This window comes from Pseudomonas triticicola, assembly GCF_019145375.1.
Classification (GTDB): Bacteria; Pseudomonadota; Gammaproteobacteria; order Pseudomonadales; family Pseudomonadaceae; genus Aquipseudomonas; species Aquipseudomonas triticicola.
On record NZ_JAHSTX010000001.1, the window covers coordinates 4,348,959 to 4,370,209 of the forward strand.

Sequence of the window (21,251 nt, forward strand, 5' to 3'; positions counted from 1 at the left end):
CTAAGGTCGATGGCGGCAGGTGGCCATCAATCAGGCCCATCTGATCGCGATATCTTGGGCAACGCCCTTCGCAAAAATCAGACACTTCCTACGAAGAATTTATCGTTTCGCCAGCCCCAACCACGCGGGTTTGCAGGACGATTCCTAGAATAATTTGCCCGCTTGTACCAGAAATATCCTGTAGCTAATCTCCGGTCGTCACTGTTTTGCGGTGACTGGATTCAGTTGTCCGGCCGGCAACTGATCCGCGTGCAGCCGCCGTCCTGCTCGTTTAGTCGCGAAATGGTTGGCTCCCACTTGAAGTCAGGAGTTTACCCATGGAAAAGAAACTTGCCGATCCGCCACTCAGCCTTACCTCAAGCAAGCGGTTCACCGAGGATTTGCTCAAGGATCGCTCTGCACTGTGCCGCGCCGTCGACTCACATCTGGCCGGCAATCAGGTCACGTTGGCTGGACAGAAACGCGTCTACAGCATCAGCGAAGATGTGACGCTGGAGGACGCCCAACTGTATGTTGCCGATCTGCTGCGCTGCGCTTCGGTGACCGTCCATCAATGCGGTGACCAGCTCGGGGGCGCGGATCGGGCCATGGTGTTCTCGGTCTGGCATCTGCTGGAAATGGCCAAAGCGATGATGGACCGCTCGATCGATTGTCTGGGAGCCAAGCAGCACTGAAACCTGGCACCCATCGCCGCCTGCACTGGCCCCAGCGCAGGCGGCGTTTTTTTGCCGGTGAAAAAGCTTATAGTCCGCCCTCACACCGCCAATACAGCGCCGATCATGAAGCAAACCCCCAGCGACCTCGAACAGATCACCGCCACTACCCTTGGTCACTACAACTCGGTGGCCGAGGATTTCCGTGAAGGCACGCGCGACCACGATGTCAGCCAGAACATCGAGGCCTTGCTGCGCCACATTCAGGCTGAGTCGCCGTTGACAATTCTCGATTTCGGCTGCGGTCCGGGCCGGGATTTGCAAACCTTCACGCGCATGGGCCACGTCGCGATCGGCCTCGATGGCTCGCAGGAATTCGCGCGCATGGCACGTGAGGACAGCGGTTGCGAAGTCTGGCAGCAGGACTTTCTCAAGCTTGATCTGCCGGCCGAGCGCTTCGACGGCATTTTCGCCAATGCCGTGCTGTTTCATGTGCCGTTGCAGGTGTTGCCGCAAGTGCTACGGCAATTGCACGACACCTTGAAACCGGGTGGCGTGCTGTTCAGCTCCAATCCGCGCGGGGACAACCGGGAAGGCTGGAACGGCCCGCGCTACGGCTCTTATCACGATCTGGAAGCCTGGCGCGGGTTGCTGACGGCGGCGGGTTTTGTCGAGCTTGAGCATTACTATCGCCCCGCCGGGTTGCCGCGTGAGCAGCAGCCGTGGCTGGCGAGCGTATGGCGCAAACTCTGAGTCAGGGCGCCGCCTGGACCTGATACTGGCTGTCGCTGCCGTCCGCTAACAGCGCAATCAGGCTGTGTCCCGGTAACGTCCGGCCCTGCCAATTGCGGGGAGCGGCGGCGAAATTTGCCAGCAGTCGCGTGCCGTCGGCAAACGTCGTCTGTTGGACCAGGCGATCCTCGCTCAACCAGTCAAAAGCCGTCAGCGCTTGCGTCGCCAGACGTTCGTGCAGCGGACGAAAGAATTGGTTCTGACGCACGATCAACGGCAAGCGCTGATCAAGGCTGGCCACACTCAGGTGGTACAGCGGCGGTACGTTGTAGAGCAACTGGGTGAGCTCGTTTTCCACCCGCACGTCGCTCAATTTCAGGTTATCGAACAACCAGTGATGACTGGTGATGACAGAGCCGTGGAATACCGCCTGATACAGCGGTAAACGGCTGGCGGGAGCGAAATGCACGCGTCGGTAGTCAGCCTTCAATCGGGTCGGTTTGAAGAACACCCCAGGCTGCTCCGGTGGGTACCATTGGCCGACGAAAAAGTCCGCGGTGTCCGGCTGATGCATGTCGCGATCGCCCCAACCGATCACTGGCGTCTGCATGCCATGGGCGAACAGGACTCCCTGGGCGGTGGCGGCATTGCCATCCTCGGAGCCGCTCGCCAGTTGCATCACCTCGTTGATCCAGCGTGATGCAGCGATGTTACCCACGGCATTCTGCGCCTGGGTCATCGGCGCGCCGGGACGATAACTGTCGAAGAGCATGCCAGCGGCATAAGCATCGAGAAACCAGCTGTTGAAGCCGGTGACCTTCTGGATTGTATCGATGCGCCGCTCAAGCAACGGTCGTACACATCGCGGATCGGTATAGTGACCGGACTGCTGAAACCCGCTTTTCAGCGCACCGTTTTCCTCCACGATCGCACACTCGGTATTGGCCTGATCGCCGAGGTGCGCGGTGGTCCAGTCCGGATTTTCGTCCTCGCGCAACGCGGTTTCGTATGAGTCATAGGGGGCAATCAAATATCCCGCAGAGACGGCGGCGCGCACCGCCTCCGGATGCCAGAGTCCACCTTCCCAGCCCTCGCCGAGCCCAAGCCATAAACGCGAAAGTCCAGCGCTCTGCAATCGTTCAATGCTTCGCCGCGACAAGGTGCGCCCCCAGCGCGAAGGATCAGGCGCCAGCGTACCCTTCAGAACATCGGCCAACTGCTCGCGCACCTCAGCGTACCCGTTGACCAGCGCCTGCATGTCCGGCATCGCACGCGCCTGCCAGGTTTTGCGCGCCTGAACGTTCAGCGCGCGATTGAGACTGCGCAGCATCACAGTCTGTTGATAGCGATTGAGTACGGTCTCGCTGGCGAGCAACCGCAGCGCTTCAGCATCCATTGCTGCCCGAAGTTCACTGACCAGCACACCCGAGCCGCGCAACCGGGCAATCAGCAGCGGCCAGTTGCGCACATCGTCAGGGCCGAGCAGGTCGTTGCCCCATAGATAGACATGCGCGGCACCGATCAGCTTGGCGGCTTGCGGGGTCTTGATCAGCTTGTTCGCCAAGGTTTCATATTGATCGCTTTCAATGAGCCACTGCTTGTAGCGCTTGGCCCCGGCCAAGGGGTCGACATCGCCGAGAAACAGGCTGAAGGTCAGCGGTTTTGAGGGTTCAAGCGATGTGAATCGATGCCGGGCCGACAGCCCCAGTGCATCACCATTGGTCTTGAAGCGCAGTTGATTGTTGTAAGGATTGGTCAGCAGCCAGTGCAGGCTGAAATTCTCGTACTCCATCCCCCAAAGCGGCAGGCTCAAGTCCTGGGTGGTATCGAGCGCGCCCTGCGCGAGCAGGAACTTCTGCCACACCCGGTCACCGCGCGGCACGTAGCGCCCTTCGGCAAGCGGCCAGATCAGCGCCTGGCCCATTGCACTGGCGGGCTGATGAATAAACTCGATCTGCGAGGGCGAGCTAGCCGTAATCGAAAACGTCAGGTCACGCTGATTCAGGTCAACACTGAGCAACCAGCGCCCATCGTCCCATTGCCAATCGATGCGATTGCCGCGCCTGACCATGTCGCTGACCTTGTGGCGCAGCACACCGGCCGAGGCCTGCACCGGCGCAGCGCCGGCGGGTTCGACACGCACCGCCAGCGTCGCAAGGTCAACCTGCACCCGCCACAGCTGGTTTTCCAGCAGCACTTCGGCCAGTACTGCCGGCGACAGGCTCAAGCCAGCGAGCAGTAACCATCCGCGTAACCAGCCGGAAACAGTCGACATGGCACGTCCCTCCTCGAATGAAGAAGGGACGTTAGCGCAGTCCGCTCAACCTGTAAGTCAGACCTTTCCCAAAGATCGCAGGCGCTAGCTCACTGCGCCGGCTTCTCATCCTTCTGCGGCTCGCGAATCTTGTACCAGGCCACATACAGCGCCGGCAGAAACAGCAGCGTCAGCAGGGTCGCCACGACGATCCCGCCAATCATCGCGTAGGCCATCGGCCCCCAGAACACTTCGCGGGCGATCGGGATCATGCCCATGCTCGCTGCCGCTGCGGTCAGCAGGATCGGCCGGCGCCGGTGTTCGGTGGCTTCGACCACCGCATCCCACGGCGCATAGCCTTTCTGCTCGAACTCATCGATCTGCGTCACCAGAATCACCGAGTTGCGGATGATGATGCCGATCAGCGCGAGGATCCCGAGGATCGCCACAAAGCCCATCGGCGTGCCGGTCGGCACCAGCGCCAGCACCACACCAATCAACCCGAGCGGCGCGACACTGGCGACCAGGAACATCTTCTGCACGCTGTGCAACTGGATCATCAGGAACGTCGCCATGAGGAACAGCATCAGCGGCAGCACCTTGGCAATCGGCCCCTGGGCCTTGCCGCTTTCCTCGACCGTACCGCCGGTGGCGACCTTGTAGCCGACCGGCAGCTTCGAGGCAAAAGCGTCGATCGACGGCTTGAGCAATTTCACCAGATCGGTCGGCTGAATCTCGTCGCGCACCGAGGCCTTGATGGTGATGGTCGGCAAGCGGTCACGACGCCAGACCAGCGGCTGCTCCAGTTCATAGCGCACGGTGGCGAACGCCAGCAGCGGAATCGAGGTGCCGCTGGGCGTGACGATCTGCAGGTTTTGCAGGGTTTCCGGGGTACCGCGTTCGGAATCCACCGCGCGACCGACCACGTTGATCAGGTAGATGTCGTCATCGACCTGGGTCAACGGCGAGCCGCTGACGATGCTGTTCATCAGGTTGGCCACGTCCTCGGACGACAGCCCGAGCTGCCGCGCCTTGTCCTGAGCGATGTCGATGCGCAGGACTTTGCCCGGCTCGTTCCAGTCGTAAATAATCTCGCCGATATGCGGGTTCTTGTCCAGTTCGGTGGCCAGGTCGATGGCGTGTTTGCGCACCTGATCGACATCTTTGCCGCTGACTCGATACTGAATCGGACGCCCCACCGGCGGGCCCATTTCCAGGGCCTGCACGTAACTGCCGATGCCGACGAAGTCCTTGTGCAGGCGCTCGCGCAAGCGCTGGCTGAGGGCCTCGCGGGCTTCGAAGTCCTTGCTGACGATCACCAGCTGCGCGTAGTACGGGTTCTGCAATTGCTGATCCAGCGGCAGGTAGAAACGAATCGCGCCCTGACCGATGTAAGTGCTCCAGCGCACGATGTCCGGGTCGCCCTTGAGCGTCGCTTCGAGCTTGTCCACCGCTTTGCGGGTTTCGTCGATCGAGGCGTTTTGCGGCAGGTTCAGGTCGACCAGAATTTCCGGGCGGTCGGAAGCGGGGAAGAACTGGTTCTGCACGAAACGCATGCAGAACACCGCCAGTACGAACAGCAGCACGGTGACGCCGATCGCCCACCAGCGATTACGCATGGCCCACAACAGACCGCCATTGAACGCCCGGCCAACGCGACCCGGCTCGGCATCGTGAGCTTTCACTTTGTCGCTGAGGATGTGCACGCCGATCACCGGCGCGAAGAACACCGCCACCACCCACGAGACGATCATGGCCACGGCAATCACCGCGAACAGCGTGAAGGTATATTCACCCGCCGAACTGGCATTGAGGCCAATGGGCACGAAACCGGCGACGGTCACCAGCGTACCGGTGAGCATCGGGAATGCGGTCGAGGTGTAGGCGAACGTCGCCGCCTGCTCCTTGCTCTCGCCCATTTCCAGGCGCGTGACCATCATCTCCACGGTGATCATCGCGTCGTCCACCAGCAGGCCGAGGGCGATGATCAGCGCGCCGAGGGAAATCCGCTGCATGGTGATGCCGCTGTATTCCATGAACACGAAGACCATCGCCAGCACCAGCGGAATCGAGCAGGCCACCACCAGACCGGCGCGCACGCCGAGGCTGATGAAGCTCACCACCAGCACGATGATGACCGCTTCGAACAGCGCGCTGGTGAAACCGCCAACGGCCTCTTCCACCACCACCGCCTGATCAGACACCGTGTGCACACCGACGCCGACTGGCAAGTCAGCGGTGAGCTGGTCGATGCGCTCGTGCAGCGCCTTACCGAATTCCTGAACGTTGCCGCCCTTCTGCATGGCGATCGCCAGGCCGATCGCCGGTTTGCCGTCGAAGCGGAATTCCGGCGTCGCCGGGTCGACGTAGCCACGGCTGATCTCGGCGATGTCGGCCAGACGATAGAAGCGATCGTTGAGTTTGAGATTGACCTCGGCCAGATCCTTCTCCGACTCGAACTGGCCCGAGGTGCGCACGGAGATCCGCTCCGGCCCCGCCTCGATCACCCCGGCCGGAGTCACTGCGTTCTGCGATTGCAGGCTCTGCACCACTTGGCGCTGGTCGATACCCAGTGCGGCGAGTTTGCGCGTGGAGAAGTTCAGGTAGATCGTTTCGTCCTGCTGGCCGACCATTTCGATCTTGCCCAGCCCCGGCACGCTGCGTATTTCGGCGCGCGCCTGTTCCACGTAATCGCGCAACTGACGCATGGTCAGGCCATCGGCGGTGAAGGCGTAGACCGAGCCGTACACGTCACCGAACTCGTCGTTGAATCCCGGCCCCTGAATGCCCTGGGGAAACTGGCCGCGAATATCGTCGATCTTCTTGCGCACTTGGTACCAGATTTGCGGAATGTCCTCAGCGCTGGTGGTGTCGCGCAGGTACACGTACACCGTCGATTCGCCGGGGCGGGTGTAGCTTTTCACATAGTCGAGAGAATCGAGCTCTTCGAGTTTTTTCTCGATGCGGTCGGTGACCTGCTTGAGGGTTTCTTCCTGGGTCGCGCCGGGCCATTTGGTCTGGATCACCATGGTCTTGATGGTGAAGGACGGGTCTTCTTCGCGGCCGAGATTGAAGTACGAGAACACCCCCATCAGCAGCCCGACGAACATCAGGTACCACACGAAAGACTGGTGCTTGAGGGCCCATTCGGAGAGGTTGAAAGAGCCTTTCATTGACTGTCCTCGTCAAGTTTTACCGATTGTCCGGGTTTGAGACTGTTGACGCCGGCGCTGACCACGCGCTCGCCATTCTGCACGCCACCGGCCAGCACCACACTGTTGTCGCCACGGCTGACTACGCTGACGTCGCGCGGGTTGACGGTTTTGTTCTGCGTGTCGATCACCCAGATGCGGGTTTTGCCGTCGATTTCCTGCAACGCCGTCAGCGGCAGTTCGATGCGCGGTTTGATCGCAGAGCTGAGGGTCACGCTGATCGCGGTGCCGAGGCGGAAACCGTCCGGCGTTTCCGACAGGGTCAGGCGCGCGCGACGGGTGCGTGTGGCGCTTTGTGCCTGGGGTTCGATCTCGCGGATGATCGCCGTGGTGTTGATGCTCGGGTCGAGTTGCGCAGCAACCGAGAACACCACGTCGCTGGGCAACTGATCGACCAGCGTATCAGGCAGGTCGATCACCGCTTCCTTGATGTCCGGTTGTGCCAGCGTCACCACTTGTTGCCCAGCGGTCACCACTTGCCCGGCTTCGGCGTTCCACGCGGTGACCACAGCTTTGTGATCGGAGCGCAGCTCGGTGTAGCTCAGTTGATCCTTGCTCTGGCTGACCGCCGCGCGTGCCTGATCAAGCGAGGCCTGAGTGGTTTTCAGATCGGTGTTGGCGACGTCCAGTTGCGCCTGCGCACCGACGCCGCGATCGAACAGCGCTTGCTGACGACGTGCATTGGCCTGGGCGTTGATCAGTTGCGCCTGGATTCTCGCCAGATCGCCCTGCGCCGAACGCAACTGGTTCTGCTGGTCGGACGGATCGAGGGTGGCAAGCAACGTGCCCTTCTGCACCTCGGCGCCGACATCGACGTTGCGACTGGCGATGCGTCCACCGACGCGGAAACCGGTGTTGCTCTCGTAACGCGCCTGAATGCTGCCGGCAAAGCGTCCGAGGCTTTCTTCGTTGAGCGCTTTGACCGTGACCGACAGCACCGGACGTACCGGTTCCGGCGGGGTTTCCTTTTCCGAGCAGGCGCCCAGCAGCAGCGCCATGCACAACAGGCCGAGGCGCTTCATGGCTGCGCTCCCGGTTGCAGATCCTTGTAGGTGTTTTCGGCAATCTCGACTTTCATGCCGGGGTGCAACAGTTGCCCGCCGGCGACAATGACTTTCTCGCCGCCCTTGAGGCCTTCGCTGATGATCACTTTGCCGGTCAGGTAGCGACCGACCGTGACCGTGTGCAACTGCGCTTCACCCTTGTCATCGACCAGCCATACCGCCGGGTCGCTGATGTTTTTCGTCAGCGCCGACCAGGGCAGTTCCACCGCCGATTTGCCGGTGCCCTTGGCGGTGGCACTGACCACCGAACCGAGCTGCATGCCCGGCGGCAATTTGTCGAGGCTGACCTTGACCTGCACGGTGCCCGATTGCGCCGACACCGATGGCGTGATCTCACGCACGGTGCCGGTGATTTTGATTTCGGGATTGTCGAGCAGGCTGACCACGATCGAGCGATCGGACGGCCGCTCGGCCAGCAGCGATTCGTAGACATTGAACACCGCGTCGCGGTCGCCATCGCGGGCGAGGCTGAAAATCGGCGCGGTGGCCTGCACTACTTGGCCGACTTCGGCCTGGCGCTCGGTGATCACCCCGGGTGCATCGGCGATCAGCGCGGTGTAGCTGAGCTGGTCCTTGGCGTTGGCCAGCTGCGCCTGCGCCGCGCTCAATGCGCTCTGGCTGCTGCGCAGCGCGGCTTGCGCCGAATCGTACTCGCTCTGGCTGGTGTAACCCTTGGGCAGGAGTTTTTGCTGACGCACGAAAGCGGCCGCCGCTTGCTTCACCCGGGCCTGTTCGGCGACGACTTGGGCTTGAGCGGAATCGACGTTGGTCTGCAGATCTTTCGGATCGAGTTTGGCCAGCACCTGTTTGGCGGTGACGCGGTCGCCGACATCGACCATGCGCTGGATGATTTTGCCACCGACGCGGAATGACAACTGGGTCTGCACACGCGCCTGCACATCACCGGTGAGGGTCACCGCGGCGGCGTAGTTGGCCGGTTCGACCTCTTGCACAAAGACCCGTGGCAAATATTCCTGAGCTGGTTTCTTGTCGCCGCATGCGGTGAGCAACGCCATGGCGCTCACGGCCATCAGCACTTTCAATCCGGGACCCGCCATGCACACTCCTTGGCCTTAAATGCTGCTGTCGAGACGATACGACTTCAGAGCTTAGAACAGGGTTCCACGGTTGCGGGCGCCAACACCAGATTTATCTCATTAAAGGTATGCTGCCCGCGTATCGCAGTAACCCGGAGAAGGATTTCATGCTCAACACCCTGGCCGTGGCCAATTACCGCTCGATCAACAAACTGGTGATTCCGCTCGGGCGCCTGAACCTGATTACCGGGCCCAACGGCAGCGGCAAGTCCAACCTCTACCGCGCCTTGCGCCTGCTGGCGGAAACCGCACAGGGCGGCGTGGTCAATGCGCTGGCGCGTGAAGGCGGGCTGGACTCGACGTTCTGGGCCGGACCGGAAACCATCAGTCGACGCATGCGCAACGGTGAAGTGGCCATCGAGCCGACGGTGCGCCACGGCGCCAAGCGCTTGCGACTGGGATTCGCCGGCGAGGATTTCAGCTACGCCATCGGCCTGGGCCTGCCGGAGCCGAGCACTTCGTGCTTTGCCCTCGACCCGGAGATCAAGCGTGAGTGCATCTGGGCCGGCCCGGTGTTTCGCCCGGCGAGCCTGCTGGTCGATCGCAACGGTCCGATGATCCGCGCCCGCGAAGGTCGCGCCTGGGATGTGCTGGCGCAACACACGCCGAATTTCGACAGCCTGTTCGATCAGGTCGGCAATCTGCGCAGCTCGCCGGAAGTGTTCCAGATGCGCGAATTCATCCGCCGCTGGCGCTTTTATGATCACTTTCGCAGCGATGCCGACGCCCCGGTGCGGCAGCCGCAACTGGGCACGCGCACGCCGGTGCTGCATCACGACGGTCGCGATCTGGCGGCAGCCTTGCAGACAATCATCGAGATTGGCGATCCGCAGGCGTTAACAGCGGCGATCAGCGATGCGTTTCCCGGCGCGCGGCTGAACATCGCGCCGTTAGCCGGTGGACGCTTCGCTATCGAGTTTTATCAGGAAGGCTTGTTGCGACCGCTGTCAGCGGCGGAGCTGTCGGACGGCACCTTGCGTTATCTGCTGCTGGTTGCGGCATTGCTGACTCCGCGGCCGCCATCGCTGATGGTGCTCAACGAACCGGAAACCAGCCTGCACCCAGACCTGCTGCCGGCCCTGGCGCGCTTGATCATTCGCGCTTCGGAGCAGTCTCAGGTGTGGGTGGTGTCACATGCGCGGCGATTGATCTCGGCGTTGCAGCAAGACCCGGAATGCAATTGCATCGTGCTGGAGAAGACGCTGGGGCAGACCGGGATTGTCGGGCAGCGGGTGCTGGATGAGCCGGCGTGGCATTGGCCGGATTGAGGGTGCCAGCGAAAAGCCCCTCACCCTAGCCCTCTCCCAGAGGGAGAGGGGACTGACCGGGGGATGTTCAGGAATTACGCCGACCTGAAATTGCTTCTGTAAATTCATAATCGACTCGGTTTGTCAGGTCGATGTCTGATACAAGACAACTCGGTCGGCTCCCTCTCCCAGGGGAGAGGGCTGGGGTGAGGGGCAAGCCTCACCGCCGATCCAACAGGCAATCACCCCTGCCACTTGCCCCCTTCAACAATCACACTCTCAGGCCGGGTGTCATCGCTCAGTTCTTTGCGCACATATTGGTCATAGAGCTTGAGCAGGTATTTCTCCTCGCCCAGTTTGGCCAGCTCGCTGTTGACCCAGTCACGTAACTCCAGGTTGCCCTTCTTCACGGCCGGCGCGATCGGCGCCTCCGCGCCCAGTTTTTCCTCGAGCACGCGATAGCCCGGGTTCTGCTTGGCCCAGCTGAACAGCACCAGATTGTCCTGTGCATAGGCATCGCCACGGCCATTGGCCAAGGCTTGCAGCGATTCGGAGTTCTTCTCGAACTTGAGCAGTTTCCAGTCCGGGTGGTTCTTGGTCAGCCAGATATCCGCGGTGGTGCCGGTGGTGACAATCGTGGTGCGCGTCGCCAGATCATCCAGTTTTTTCACTGAACTGCCCTGCGGCACCAGCGCCTGCACGGCCACCTTGAGGTTCGGGTTGGTGAAATCCACCGCTTCCTTGCGCTCCGGGGTGACGGTCATGTTGGCGAGGATCAGGTCGACCTTGTCGCTCTGCAAAAACGGAATGCGACTGGCCGGCTCGACGGCGACGAACTCGACCTTGTTTTCGTCGCCGAGCAGATCTTTGGCGAAGCGCCGGCCAATGTCGGTGTCGAAGCCAACGTAGCGCCCGGCCTCATCGACGAAACCGAACGGGGGCTTGTCAGTGAAGACGCCGACGATCAGTTTGTCGCGGGCCTTGATCTTGTCCAGATAACCGGCCGGCGCGGCGCTTTCGCTGGCGACTTTCGGCTTTGGCGGCTCTTCGGTTTTACCGCAACCGGCAAGCAAGGCGAGGCTGAGCAGAGGCATTAACAAAGCTGCAGTTTTCATAGCGGTTCCAGTTCCTTTGTCGGATTCGTTTCTGGCAGTGTGGCAACGAAGGAGAACTTCTCCAGAAACTGCTGCGCGCGTGCGGTTTGCGGGTTCGTAAAGAAAATCTCGGGTGGGGACTGTTCAAGGATGCGCCCGGCATCCATGAACACGATGCGGTCGGCCACCGCGCGGGCGAAGGCCATTTCGTGGGTGACGATCAACAGGGTCATGCCTTCGCGGGCCAGACCTTGAATGACTTGAAGTACTTCCTTGACCATTTCCGGATCGAGGGCGGCGGTGACTTCGTCGAAGAGCATGACCCGCGGGTTCATGCACAGCGAGCGGACAATGGCGATGCGTTGCTGCTGGCCGCCGGAGAGCTGACGCGGGAAAGCATCGCGCTTGTCCAGCAGGCCGACACGCTCAAGCAAGGCTTCGGCCTGCTGCTGCGCTTCGCGGCGCTGACGCTTCTGCACCTTGAGCGGGCCGAGCAGCAGATTGTCCAGAACGCTCATGTGCGGGAACAGGTGATAGCTCTGGAAGACCATGCCGATCTGCTGACGGATTTCGCGCCAGTCAGTGGCCTTGTCCAACAGCTCTCGGTCGAGGAATTTCAGACTGCCGCTGTGGGCCTCTTCCAGACCATTGAGGCAACGCAGCAAGGTGCTTTTGCCGCAACCGCTGGGACCAAGAATGACGAGTACTTCGCCGCTCTGCACTTGCAGGTCGATGCCATCGAGCACCTGCTGCGCGCCATAGAATTTGTTGAACCCGTGAAACTCGATCAGTGCGCTCATGCTTGCGTCCAGCGCCGCTCCAGCACGCGCGAAGCGGCCGAGAGCGGGTAGCAGATGAAAAAGAAAAACAGGAACAGCGCACCGTAAATCAGTACCGATTCGTAGGTGCGCTCGATGATCTGCTGACCGACCTTGATCACATCGACCACGCCAATCAGCACCGCCAGCGAACTGGTCTTGATGATCCGTGTGTAGACGTTGATGGTCGGCGGCGTCATGCGCTTGAGCGCTTGCGGCAGCAGCACGTAGCCATAGAGTTGGGCCGCATTGAGGCCGATCGACAGCCCCGCTTCACGCTGTCCGCGCGGCAACGAATGCAGCGCACCGCGCGCTACCTCGCCAACTTCGCTGGCGCCCCACAGCGACAGCACCAGCACCGCGCACCAGAAGCTCGGCAGGCTCAGACCGAAGAAAATCGGCAGACCGAAGAACAGCAGATACAACCAGACCAGCACCGGAATTGCCCGGAACAGCTCCAGATAGACACGCAAAATCGCGTTCAGCCACGTTACGTTCAACGTGCGCAAAACACCGTAAAGCACGCCGCCGACCGTGCTGATGGCGATGCTCAGAAACGAGATCGACAAGGTTTGCCCGGCGCCTTTGGCCAGTTGCGGCAACGATATCCACAGCAACTCAAGACCCGAACTGGCCATGCTGGAGCCTCCTTTCCAGACGGCTGAGCAACAGCGACAGCGGCAGGAACAGCAGCACGCAGATCAGCGTCAGCACGGCGAGCATTTCGTAGGTTTTGTAATAGAGCGCGATGTAGCTTTTGGTGGTGTAGAGGATTTCCGGCACCGCTACCGCCGAGACCACGGTGGTTTCCTTGAGCAGGAAAATGAAATTGGCGAACAGCGACGGCAAACTGAGAATCCCCGCCTGCGGCAGGATCACGTAACGCAGTAATTGCCCGTGAGACAGGCCGATCGACCGCCCGGATTCCAGTTGTGCCTGGGGCACCGCATCGACGCCGGCGCGCAGCACTTCGGTGAGGTAGGCACCGCCAAGGAAGGTCATGGTGATGATTGCTGCAGTGAAACCGGAAACCTGTATGCCCACCGCCGGCAGAGCGAAATAAACGAAGAACAGCTGAATCAGCAACGGCGTGTTGCGCGCCAGCTCTACATAGAGGCCGACCAGCTTGCGCAGGTACGGAGTACGAAAAACCAGAATCGTCGCGTTGAGCAGCGCCACCAGCAGCGAAGTGCCGATCGCAATCAAACCGACCTGCAGAGTCACGCCGACGGCTTTGAGAAAGGCCGGCAAGGTGCTGAGAATAAAGGCGTAGTCGAAAGTCATGAAGCGTCCTGACGCCGCTCGGTAAGCAGCGGTGATGCAATCTATGGACGGCGTGTGGCTGTCCGGCAGGCACTGACTTTATAGGTATAAAAACAAGAATTTAAATACCGTTAAAGCATATTGATATCACCCAAAAAACTATCCTGTGGGTTTGCCGGGAAGGAATAAGACGGCTATTTTTCTTTGCGCTGTAGGACGGATCTTTTTTTCACGAAAGGCCTCCAAGGAACCACAGCTTTTGGCCAGACTCTCCGGCCCATTCACCACAAGGAAGAAAGACATGGACGTAAAAGTACCGCAGCGGCTGGATCCGCAGGACATTGTGAAATTGCTGGTGGCGTTGAGACGGGCGTTGAAGACCACAGCGTAAATCAAAAGCCCCTCACCCCAGCCCTCTCCCGAAGGGAGAGGGCTGGGGTGAGGTGTCTCGCGTTGTACATCGACCTGGAAGATCTTGGCGATTATGGCTTGGCTGGGCTTCAGCGATGCTGGATTCAGAGCGATACGTTCAGGTCGGCGTATCTCTCGAATATCCCCGTATCGGTTCCCTCTCCCTCTGGGAGAGGGTCAGGATGAGGGGCTTTTTAACGCACACACAAAAACGCCGATGACCATCACAGGCCATCGGCGTTTTTGCATCTGAAGCAGATTCACTCAAGTCAGATCAGAACGCCGGCAGTACCGCGCCACTGTACTTCTTCTCGATGAACGCTTTGACTTCCGGGCTGGTCAGGGCCTTGGCCAGTTTCTGGATCGCGTCGCTGTTCTTGTTGTCCTCACGGGCCACCAGGAAGTTCACGTACGGCGAGTCGGCACCTTCGATCACCAGCGCATCTTTCTGCGGATTCAGCTTGGCTTCCAGCGCGTAGTTGGTGTTGATCATGTCCAGATCAACTTCCTTCAGCACACGCGGCAGCAGAGCCGATTCCAGTTCCTTGAACTTGAAGTTGTGCGGGTTCTTGGCGATGTCTTTCGGCGTTGCCAAAGCATTCTTCGGGTCTTTCAGTTCGATCAGACCAGCCTTCTGCAGCAGGATCAGCGCACGGCCGCTGTTGCTGCCTTCGTTGGGGATGGCGATGGTCGCGCCGTCCGGCAATTCAGCCAGAGTCTTGTACTTGCTCGAGTAACCACCGAACGGTTCAACGTGGACGCCCTGCACGGTCACCAGGTACTTGGATTTGTCATCCTTGTATTTACCCTGGTTGAAGCTGTTCAGGTACGGCAGGGTCTGGAAGTAGTTGGCGTCCAGACGCTTCTCGCCGACCTGTACGTTCGGTTGCACGTAGTCGGTGAAAACCTTGATTTCCAGATCCACGCCTTCTTTGGCCAGGGTCGGTTTGATCAGCTCAAGGATTTCAGCGTGGGGCACCGGCGTTGCGGCAACTACCAGTTTCTCGCCGGCGTTGGCGAAAGAAGCCGTCAGAGCAGCCGCCAATGCGGTAAACAACAGAACCTTTTTCATGCAGTGTCCTTATCGAAAATCACGGTCGTCATCGACGACGGCATTTAATACGTGTGCCAGTGAAGTGATATCGCTGGCGTGAGGCGGACAATACCCGGATTTTTTATTCCCGGACAATAACGTTTATTCAGCTTCATATTCCATTTTGTTCATGTTGAAGAAAATGTTCACACCGCCTCGCTCAAGCGAATCAGCCAGTCTTTCAAGGCCTTACGCTCTGCACTGCTACCACCTATATGGGTCTGCCTGACCAGACGTTCGATCTGAACCTGCGGCGCAGACGCGTCAGGCAGGTTCAGATGTTCCGGCAGGATCTCGTCGCCGGTGCTGACCAGCAGAGCGAAGTGAATGACGTTTTCCAGCTCGCGGGTGTTGCCCGGCCAGCTGTGTTGTTCGAGCACATGCTGCGCCGCTTCGCTGATCAGCGGCACAGGCAGGTCGAGACGCTGGCTGTAGATGCCGAGGAAATACTCCGCGAGGGAGAGGATATCGCCGGTGCGCGCGCGCAACGCCGGCAGCTCCAGATGACCCTCGCTGAGGTAGTGATAGAGCCGCTCGTGGAATTTCCCCGCATCTACGGCTTGGGCCAGATCAATACTGGTCGCGGCGACCAGGCGCACATCCACCGGACTCGGCTGATGCGCACCGACGCGGGTGACTTCGTGGTTTTCCAGGGCCGCGAGCAACTTGATCTGGATTGGCAGCGGCAGATCGCCGATTTCATCCAGGTACAAGGTGCCGCCGTTGGCCGAACCGAACCAGCCGGCGCGGCTGCTGGCCGAACCACTGTAGCTGCCGGCGGCGTAGCCGAACAGTTCGGCGTCGGCGTAGGTCGGGCTGATCGCGCCGCAGTTCACCGAAACGAACAGACCGCTGCGGTCACTGGCGCGATGGATATGCCGGGCGAGCAGCTCTTTACCGGTGCCAGTCTCACCGCGAATCAACACTGAAATCGAACGGGTCGCCAACTGCTCCAATTCCTCGCGCAATTGCCGCGAGCGTGGGTCGACGAACACCAGCGCCTTGGCGCGAATGCTCAGGGGACTTTTTTCTGCATCGGGAAAGGTCAGCAAGGGCTGACCGAAGGTTTCGAGACTCATGGCAGGCTCCCGCCCAAAACCGCCAGCCGACGGGGGCGTTGAATAGTAAGGTCAGGCGCGACGGCGGGCGTGATGTTCCAGGCGGTTTTGCAGGCGATAGAGGTAGGCAAACCCCTGCTCCCAACGCTGATGCCCGGACTTGACGTTGATGTGCCCGGCCCCGGCGAGAATCCCCGCCTCCGCGCCCCAGTTGCGCGCCATTTCCAATGCGCGCGGCGCACTGACGGCGGCGTCGTTGTCGGAGCTGACGACCTGACTGGGGAATGGCAACAGATCCGTCGGAATCGGCGCGAAATTGCGCAGTGCCGGCGCGCACGCAGGACGCTCGACATCGGCCGGCGCAACCAGCAACGCCCCGCGCACCTGACGCAGGTATTGCAACGGCGCAGTCGCCGCCCAGTGGGCAACGGTGATGCAGCCGAGGCTGTGAGCGATGAGAATCACTGGCGTGCTATCGGCGGCGATCGCTTCGGCCAGCGCGGCGACCCAGTCTTCACGACGCGGCGTCAGCCAATCGGCCTGTTCCACCCGCGCGCTGTTCGGCAGGCTGTTCTGCCAATGGCTTTGCCAATGATCTTCTGGCGATCCTTGCCAGCCCGGCACAATCAGGTAGCGGATTGATTCGTTGCGCATGGGGAAGCTCTCCTGCGGCGTGTCTGTTCCGGGTCGAGTATAGGGACGGGAGTTATATTCGTTAAGGAATAAGAAGCTATTTATTAAGACCTGTATCGAATATGTGATTTGTGTAGGGCATAAGATTCCTCCCCCTCACCCCAACCCTCTCCCCCAAGGGGGCGAGGGGGGAAAGGGAGCCGATCTTCAGGTTCTTCAAATCTTGAGTTCGACTGGATTTCTCATATCGGTGTATAGCCGCCAGACACCCCGGTCAGTCCCCTCTCCCTCCGGGAGAGGGCTAGGGTGAGGGGCTTTTTCAAAAACCGAACGCAAAAAAAGGGCCGCACCCTGCCAAGGAGACGGCCCCGGAAAAACGTTGTATCTGTCACCGCGCGGTGATCACCGACAACTTGGTAATCCCCGCCCGTTCGATCGAAGCCATGGCTCGCGCCACTTCGCCGTAGTTCACCCCGTCATCGGCCTGCAATTGCACGCGCACTTCCGGGTCCTTGGCCTTGGCCGACTTGAGGTTGAATTCCAGCAAGTCGGGCTGAATCTGGTCCTTGTTGATAAACAGCTTGCCGGCGCCGTCGATGCTCACCACCAGCGGATCCTTCTGCTCGACCGGTGCCACCGCTTCGGTCTTCGGCAGGTTGATCGGGATCGCGTTGGTCAGCAGCGGCGCGGTGACGATAAACACCACCAGCAGCACCAGCATCACGTCTACCAGCGGCGTCACGTTGATTTCGCTGAGCACCTCATCCGTGTCTTGCGTGGAAAAGGCCATATCAGGACGCCTCCTTGACTTTTGCCGCGTTGCCCGACGTTGCAACCTTGTGTGCGGTCGGGTGGATCAGCACGCGGAACGCACTCTTCTGCGCCAGGCTGTAGAAGTCGTGGGCGAAGTCATCGAGATCCGCTGCGGTCAGTTTCAGCCTTCGCAAAAAATAGTTGTAAACCAGCACCGCCGGCACCGCGACGGCGATACCCACGCCGGTCGCAACAAGCGCCGCACCGATCGGCCCGGCCACCGTTTCCAGGCTCGCCGAACCGGCGGCGCTGATGCCTTTCAAGGCCTCCATGATTCCCCACACCGTGCCAAACAGACCAATGAACGGCGAGGTGCTGCCGATACTCGCGACAACCGCCAGACCGGTTTCCAGCGAGCGCCGTTCACGGACGATCTGCTGGCGCAGGGCGCGCTCCAGGCGATCCTGATGATTGATCGCCTGGCTCAGATCATTCGCCTGCGGCGCCTCGCCCACCTGGATCGCTGCATAGCCCGCCTGCGCAACTCGCGCTGCGGCGCCGGGCTGGGTTTCGCTCAGCTCGGCGGCGGCATCCAGACTCGACGCCGCCCAGAAACGTTTATGAAAGCGCCGATCCTGCGCTTTCAGACGACCGAACTGCACAGCCTTGAGCAACGCCAGGCCCCAAGTGGCGACGGAAAAAACCACCAGCAGCCAGATCACCGCGCTTTCGATGGATTCCAGTGGAGATGCCAGTAACGTCATGATGTGTTCCCTCGTGTAAACATTTCGCGCGAATTTGGTTTCGGTTTAATGAATCTTGAAATCGATGGGCACGCTGACCCAGCCATCCTGGGCGACGTCACCCTGCTTGGCCGGTACGAAACTCCAGCGCTTCACAGCGTTGAGCGCGGCGTCGTCGAACTGCTGGCGGCCGCTGCTTTTGGCAATCTGGATCTCGCCCGGTTTGCCGCTGGCCAACACATGCACGCGTAACAACACCGTGCCTTCCCAACCGCGACGCTGGGCCAGCGACGGATATTCCGGCGCCGGGTTTTTCAGATACGCAGCGTTGGCTGACGCCGGGGTAACGGGCGCCGGTGCCGGTGGCGCAGCCGGCGCTGGTGCGGCGACGGGCGCTATCGGTTTCGCTGGCGCTGACGGTTGCTCTACTGCCTTTGGCACCGGTTTGGGCGGCGGTTTCACCATCGGTTTGGGTTTGGGAATCGGCTTGGGCGGCGGCGGTTTCACCGCCAACTCGTCCTCCACTGGCGGTGGCGGCTCGACCACGGGCGCCGGTGGTGGCGGCGCAACAACCGGCGGCGCGGGCGGAGCCGGGCGTGAAAACTCGATGGTCATCGGCGGAATTTCCGGCGGTACCACCGGCAGCACCGGCGTCGGTTTCTGGCTGACCCAATAAATCACTGCACCGTGCACGATCAACGCGAGCACACCGAGCAGAAGGGTTTCGCGCCGACTCAAAATGCCCTTGGGCGCACGCTGCAAACGCAACTGTCCCAACGGCACACGGTGCGGCCGGCCAAGATCGACCAGTTCGCCACTCGGCGTGTGCCGCCACAACAATTCCCCTGCGCTGGCGGCGGTCTGGACATTGCCCATTGATTCACTCCCTGCGGTCTTTTTGCGTTCTCTACAAAAACTGCCGATCAACCGTTTGTTGAATCCCCCACGGTGGATCGATGGGTGAATCATTGGGCTTGCCGCTTATCTCCGAAAGTAATCTTTAACGTTAGACATAGGCTTTTATGGAATATCTAAATTGACCACTTCCGCCAAAGCCACGTGCCACGCGGGCTGCAGCGACAGGTGAGAATGTGCATGCTTTTCAGGCATCGAAAGTATTCATGCAACGCATCAAATTCGCCTGCCCCGGTTTTGCAGGACGACTAATACCAAGTAGATAGTTGATAATGATTTTTTCTGAATAACAAAAAAACCGGAGCACTTTCGTGCGCCGACCTTTTAATTTTTTAAGCAAGACTACTGTTTTACGAATTCCCCGCCCAAGGTCACCACATCACCATCGAAGTTTGTACGGGAGCCGGCAGCGCGCAATTTTGCGTAGTTATGATCCGGCGAAAACAGTGTCCATGTCTGATAACCGCTATTACCATTCTGAGCAAGTACTGCAATGGTGGTCGGGTTACCGGTACTGTTTTGGAAATGGTAGTTTCCATAACGGATGTCGTAATTCACGCCACCCTGACTCAACGTTCCGCTGAACGAGCCGTTGGAATCATTACCATCGGTAATCACCAGCTTGGCGCCAGAGTTGGAATTTACATAAGTGCCATTAATGCTCGACATAACGAGATTTCCTTTATCGTTGGATAAGTGTCTTCCGATGAGAGCAAGTTTCCTCCTGGAAACTCACGACAGTCAGAATGGTCGGACATTCACTTATTGTCCACGTGACTTACTAACGAATTAGCAATAAGCGCTATTCATCCGCCTCATAACTTATCGCCGTTCGTTCGCGCATTAATTCCAATTCAACTAACGGCTGGCATTGGTTTGCTGCACGCCGACAACGGGTGCAATATCCGCTGTCTCGGAGCGTGGCGTGCCCGTTGGCACCCAGTCATAACTCACAGGGAGCGCCCGATACACCCAGTTGCTGATCGCATCGCTGCCCGGTGCCTTGCCGAGATACGGGCTGATGTATTCCCAGACGTTTTCACCGTTGGCCGTCAGCTGGAAAAACCGTCCGTTCATGCCCTCGTCGATCAGCGTGTTGCCATTGGGCAAGCGCCGCGCACTGCCGATGAAAGAACTGTAGAACGCCCACCCAGGCTGCTTGGAATTTGCCGCACTGTACTGCCAGACGATCTGGTTTTTCTGCGGATCGATTTCCAATACCCGCGAACCGGAAATCAGCCCGAGGGTGACGTTCGGATAACCCGCCGCCCCCTGGTTGTCGAACACCAGCAAATTGCCCGCGCCAGGCAATCCAGCCGGAATGATGTGCGCATCATGCTGACCGACAAACTGATCCACCGGGCGCGGCAGTTTCTGCGCGGTTTTCGGGTTGATCAGCGGCAGGTTCGGGCCGAGGCGCCAGACCACTTTGCCGCTGCTCTTGTCGATGATCGCGATGAAGTTGGCGTTGCGTGAATCGATCAGCAGGTTGTCCGGATTGAAGCGCTTGTCACCGGCATCGAACCACTTGTTCGGCCCTACCAGGCTGAGGTTGTTGATATGCAGGTAGTCCGGATTTCCACTGGCACGCACCAGTTTCAACTGCTCGGCAGTGAAGCCGAATTCATTGAGATGTTCGGAGGCCAGCCACTGCCATTTCACCGCACCGTCGGGACTGACTTCATAGATCGCATCGTCGATCACCTCGGGCACTTTGAAGCCTTTGACCTTGTGCACCTTGTTCGCAAGCACCACGGTGTTGCCGTTGCTCAAACGGCGCTGATCATGGTGCTGTTGCGCCGCGCCACCAGGTGCCTTGTCGCCCCATTGCCAGACGACTTTGCCGCTCCAGTCCAGCTCGCCGACGCTCTGATTGCCCAGACCGTTGCCGGCCGAACCGAGCTTGCCGGGATCCTTTTCACTCAGTTGCAGCAGCACATGCCCACGCTCGCCGCCGACCAGTTTCGGATCGATAATCGCCGACGGGAAGCCCGCCTGCGGCCAGGTTCTCACCTCGTTGCCGTTCATGTCGATCAGGTGCGTCTGTTTGTCGGCGCCGCTGAAAATCACGTACTGGTTGAACGCCTTGTTCGGGTCGTAACGAGTGACGCCCGTCGGGTAAACACTCGGTGCGGCGAGGGCGCCGGCACTGAGCACTGCGCCGGACAGCAACACCGGCAAAGCCGTTTTGATACGCAACATGATGCAGCT

19 protein-coding genes are annotated in these 21,251 nt (G+C 60.0%); 3 read left to right on the plus strand and 16 right to left on the minus strand.

From position 1 onward, the window contains the following. Positions 1-317: 317 nt before the first annotated feature. Positions 318-674 (plus strand): DUF6124 family protein, encoded by a 357-nt coding sequence (locus tag KVG85_RS19180; protein ID WP_016772210.1) that lies wholly within the window; start codon positions 318-320, stop codon positions 672-674. A gap of 105 nt (positions 675-779) precedes the next feature. Continuing rightward, a complete protein-coding gene (locus KVG85_RS19185) occupies positions 780-1,406 on the plus strand; it encodes a class I SAM-dependent methyltransferase (RefSeq protein ID WP_217864669.1) in 627 nt (208 codons plus the stop codon). A 1-nt stretch (position 1,407) separates the two neighbouring features. On the opposite strand, the gene KVG85_RS19190 is transcribed toward KVG85_RS19185, so the two are convergent. From KVG85_RS19190 to KVG85_RS19205, 4 genes are all read right to left on the minus strand, one after another. Then, positions 1,408-3,660, minus strand: a complete 2,253-nt coding sequence (locus KVG85_RS19190) for a glycoside hydrolase (RefSeq protein ID WP_217864670.1) — start codon at positions 3,658-3,660, stop codon at positions 1,408-1,410. An 89-nt stretch (positions 3,661-3,749) separates the two neighbouring features. Further along, the gene (locus tag KVG85_RS19195; RefSeq protein ID WP_024011164.1) at positions 3,750-6,812 is read right to left on the minus strand and encodes an efflux RND transporter permease subunit; all 3,063 of its coding nucleotides are present in this window, start codon (positions 6,810-6,812) and stop codon (positions 3,750-3,752) included. Then, entirely contained in the window at positions 6,809-7,873 is a 1,065-nt protein-coding gene (locus KVG85_RS19200; RefSeq protein ID WP_024011163.1) for an efflux RND transporter periplasmic adaptor subunit, read from the minus strand. The genes KVG85_RS19195 and KVG85_RS19200 overlap by 4 nt, the downstream gene beginning before the upstream one ends. Then, on the minus strand, positions 7,870-8,973 hold the full coding sequence (locus tag KVG85_RS19205) for an efflux RND transporter periplasmic adaptor subunit (protein ID WP_217864671.1): 1,104 nt from the start codon (positions 8,971-8,973) through the stop codon (positions 7,870-7,872). Before KVG85_RS19205 ends, KVG85_RS19200 begins: the two co-directional genes overlap by 4 nt. Positions 8,974-9,119: 146 nt before the next feature. On the opposite strand from KVG85_RS19205, the gene KVG85_RS19210 reads away from it, so the two are divergent. Continuing rightward, a complete protein-coding gene (locus KVG85_RS19210; RefSeq protein WP_217864672.1) occupies positions 9,120-10,280 on the plus strand; it encodes an AAA family ATPase in 1,161 nt (386 codons plus the stop codon). Between the two features lie 221 nt (positions 10,281-10,501). On the opposite strand, the gene KVG85_RS19215 is transcribed toward KVG85_RS19210, so the two are convergent. The 12 genes from KVG85_RS19215 to KVG85_RS19270 form a co-directional block, all read right to left on the minus strand. Continuing rightward, positions 10,502-11,374 (minus strand): transporter substrate-binding domain-containing protein, encoded by an 873-nt coding sequence (locus KVG85_RS19215; protein WP_217864673.1) that lies wholly within the window; start codon positions 11,372-11,374, stop codon positions 10,502-10,504. After that, entirely contained in the window at positions 11,371-12,153 is a 783-nt protein-coding gene (locus KVG85_RS19220) for an amino acid ABC transporter ATP-binding protein (RefSeq protein ID WP_217864674.1), read from the minus strand. The genes KVG85_RS19215 and KVG85_RS19220 overlap by 4 nt, the downstream gene beginning before the upstream one ends. Next, a complete protein-coding gene (locus KVG85_RS19225; RefSeq protein WP_217864675.1) occupies positions 12,150-12,809 on the minus strand; it encodes an amino acid ABC transporter permease in 660 nt (219 codons plus the stop codon). The genes KVG85_RS19220 and KVG85_RS19225 overlap by 4 nt, the downstream gene beginning before the upstream one ends. Then, positions 12,790-13,455 carry an amino acid ABC transporter permease gene (locus KVG85_RS19230; protein WP_217864676.1) on the minus strand — a complete coding sequence of 222 codons (666 nt, stop codon included), beginning with the start codon at positions 13,453-13,455 and terminating at the stop codon, positions 12,790-12,792. The genes KVG85_RS19225 and KVG85_RS19230 overlap by 20 nt, the downstream gene beginning before the upstream one ends. Positions 13,456-14,119: 664 nt before the next feature. Next, on the minus strand, positions 14,120-14,917 hold the full coding sequence (locus KVG85_RS19235; RefSeq protein ID WP_016772222.1) for a MetQ/NlpA family ABC transporter substrate-binding protein: 798 nt from the start codon (positions 14,915-14,917) through the stop codon (positions 14,120-14,122). 167 nt (positions 14,918-15,084) lie between these two features. Further along, the gene (locus KVG85_RS19240) at positions 15,085-16,017 is read right to left on the minus strand and encodes a sigma 54-interacting transcriptional regulator (protein WP_217864677.1); all 933 of its coding nucleotides are present in this window, start codon (positions 16,015-16,017) and stop codon (positions 15,085-15,087) included. Positions 16,018-16,068: 51 nt separating this feature from the next. Then, positions 16,069-16,650, minus strand: coding sequence for an alpha/beta hydrolase (locus KVG85_RS19245; RefSeq protein ID WP_122611161.1), 582 nt, complete (start codon positions 16,648-16,650; stop codon positions 16,069-16,071). A 367-nt stretch (positions 16,651-17,017) separates the two neighbouring features. Beyond that, positions 17,018-17,419: an ExbD/TolR family protein gene (locus KVG85_RS19250; protein WP_024011153.1), complete on the minus strand. Its 402-nt coding sequence runs from the start codon at positions 17,417-17,419 to the stop codon at positions 17,018-17,020. 1 nt (position 17,420) lies between these two features. After that, the gene (locus tag KVG85_RS19255; protein WP_041477454.1) at positions 17,421-18,146 is read right to left on the minus strand and encodes a MotA/TolQ/ExbB proton channel family protein; all 726 of its coding nucleotides are present in this window, start codon (positions 18,144-18,146) and stop codon (positions 17,421-17,423) included. Between the two features lie 45 nt (positions 18,147-18,191). Next, a complete protein-coding gene (locus KVG85_RS19260; protein WP_217864678.1) occupies positions 18,192-19,001 on the minus strand; it encodes an energy transducer TonB in 810 nt (269 codons plus the stop codon). Positions 19,002-19,382: 381 nt separating this feature from the next. After that, the gene (locus KVG85_RS19265; protein WP_122605710.1) at positions 19,383-19,709 is read right to left on the minus strand and encodes a hypothetical protein; all 327 of its coding nucleotides are present in this window, start codon (positions 19,707-19,709) and stop codon (positions 19,383-19,385) included. A 189-nt stretch (positions 19,710-19,898) separates the two neighbouring features. Next, positions 19,899-21,242 carry an aryl-sulfate sulfotransferase gene (locus KVG85_RS19270; protein ID WP_217864679.1) on the minus strand — a complete coding sequence of 448 codons (1,344 nt, stop codon included), beginning with the start codon at positions 21,240-21,242 and terminating at the stop codon, positions 19,899-19,901. Between the last annotated feature and the right edge of the window lie 9 nt (positions 21,243-21,251).